Raw genomic sequence first — 1,192 nt, forward strand, 5'->3', positions numbered from 1 at the left:
TGTTTAGCCCGGACAGATCACTGACGGGTGTTCGGAGACATAGCTGACACATCAACATTGGCTGGATTGGTCCGATTCGGGAGGCCGTCCATGCCGTGGAGTGAGGTGTCAGTAATGGATCAGCGCCAGGAGTTCGTGCGGCTGGCTTTGCAGGAAGGCGCCAACCGGCGCGAGCTGTGCCGGCGGTTCAACATCAGCCCTGACGTCGGCTACAAATGGTTGCGGCGCTGGCAGGCCGGCGATCGGGAGCTGGCCGACCGCTCCCGTTGCCCGCATGCGATGCCCAGGCGCAGTGAGGCTGCGGTCGAGGCCCAAGTTCTGGCCGTACGGGACAAGCATCCGGCTTGGGGAGCGCGGAAGATCGCCCACTGCCTGAAGCGGAGCGGGCAGACGGTGCCGGTGCCGTCAACGGTGCATCAGATCCTGGGTCGGAACGGTCGGGTCAAACCGAGCGAGAATGTACCGCCAAATCCGGGGCATCGCTTCGAGAAGGAAGCTCCCAACCTGCTGTGGCAGATGGACTTCAAGGGTCACCTGCCGCTCGCCAACGGGACGCGATGCCATCCGCTGACCGTTGTCGACGATCACTCGCGCTATGTCCTGTGCTTGAAGGCCTGCGCCGACGAGCAGCGTCTTACCGTGCAGGATCACCTGACGACGACGTTCCGCTGCTATGGCTTGCCGGAAGCCTTCTACACCGACAACGGCTCACCCTGGGGCGATACGTCAGGCGTTCGTTGGACCGGGTTGAAGGTGTGGCTGCTCAAGCTCGGTGTCAGGGTTGTGCACGCCAGGCCCTGTCACCCGCAGGCCCGCGGCAAGAACGAACGCTTCCATCGCACCCTGAAGGCCGAGGTTTTTGCCATGCGGCGCTTCCGCACCCTCCCGGAAGTCCAGCGCGCCTTCGATGCCTGGCGACCGGTCTACAATCTGGAGCGTCCCCACCAAGGCCTCGATATGCGCGTCCCCGCCGATCGCTTCCGGCCCAGCGCCCGCGCCATGCCGACCCGCGTTCCGAACGTTGAATACGACAGCGGCGAGATCGTCCGTAGGGTCTCATCGACGAGACCCTACATCTCCTTCAAAGGACGCTTCTGGAAGGTTCCCCAGGCCTTCGCGCGCGAAAGTCTCGCCATCCGGCCGCTGGATCGTGACGGCCACTACGGAATCTTCTTCGCCAGTTGGCAGGTCG

Annotated in this window: 1 protein-coding gene; it reads left to right on the forward strand. The window is 63.9% G+C overall.

Going from position 1 to position 1,192, the window contains the following annotated elements:
• Positions 1-90 precede the first annotated feature (90 nt).
• Positions 91-1,192: IS481 family transposase (locus tag XI03_RS01610; protein WP_271591104.1), on the forward strand; the 1,102-nt coding region annotated here is incomplete at its 3' end.

Source organism: Bradyrhizobium sp. CCBAU 65884 (assembly GCF_028128835.1).
Classification (GTDB): Bacteria; Pseudomonadota; Alphaproteobacteria; order Rhizobiales; family Xanthobacteraceae; genus Bradyrhizobium; species Bradyrhizobium ottawaense.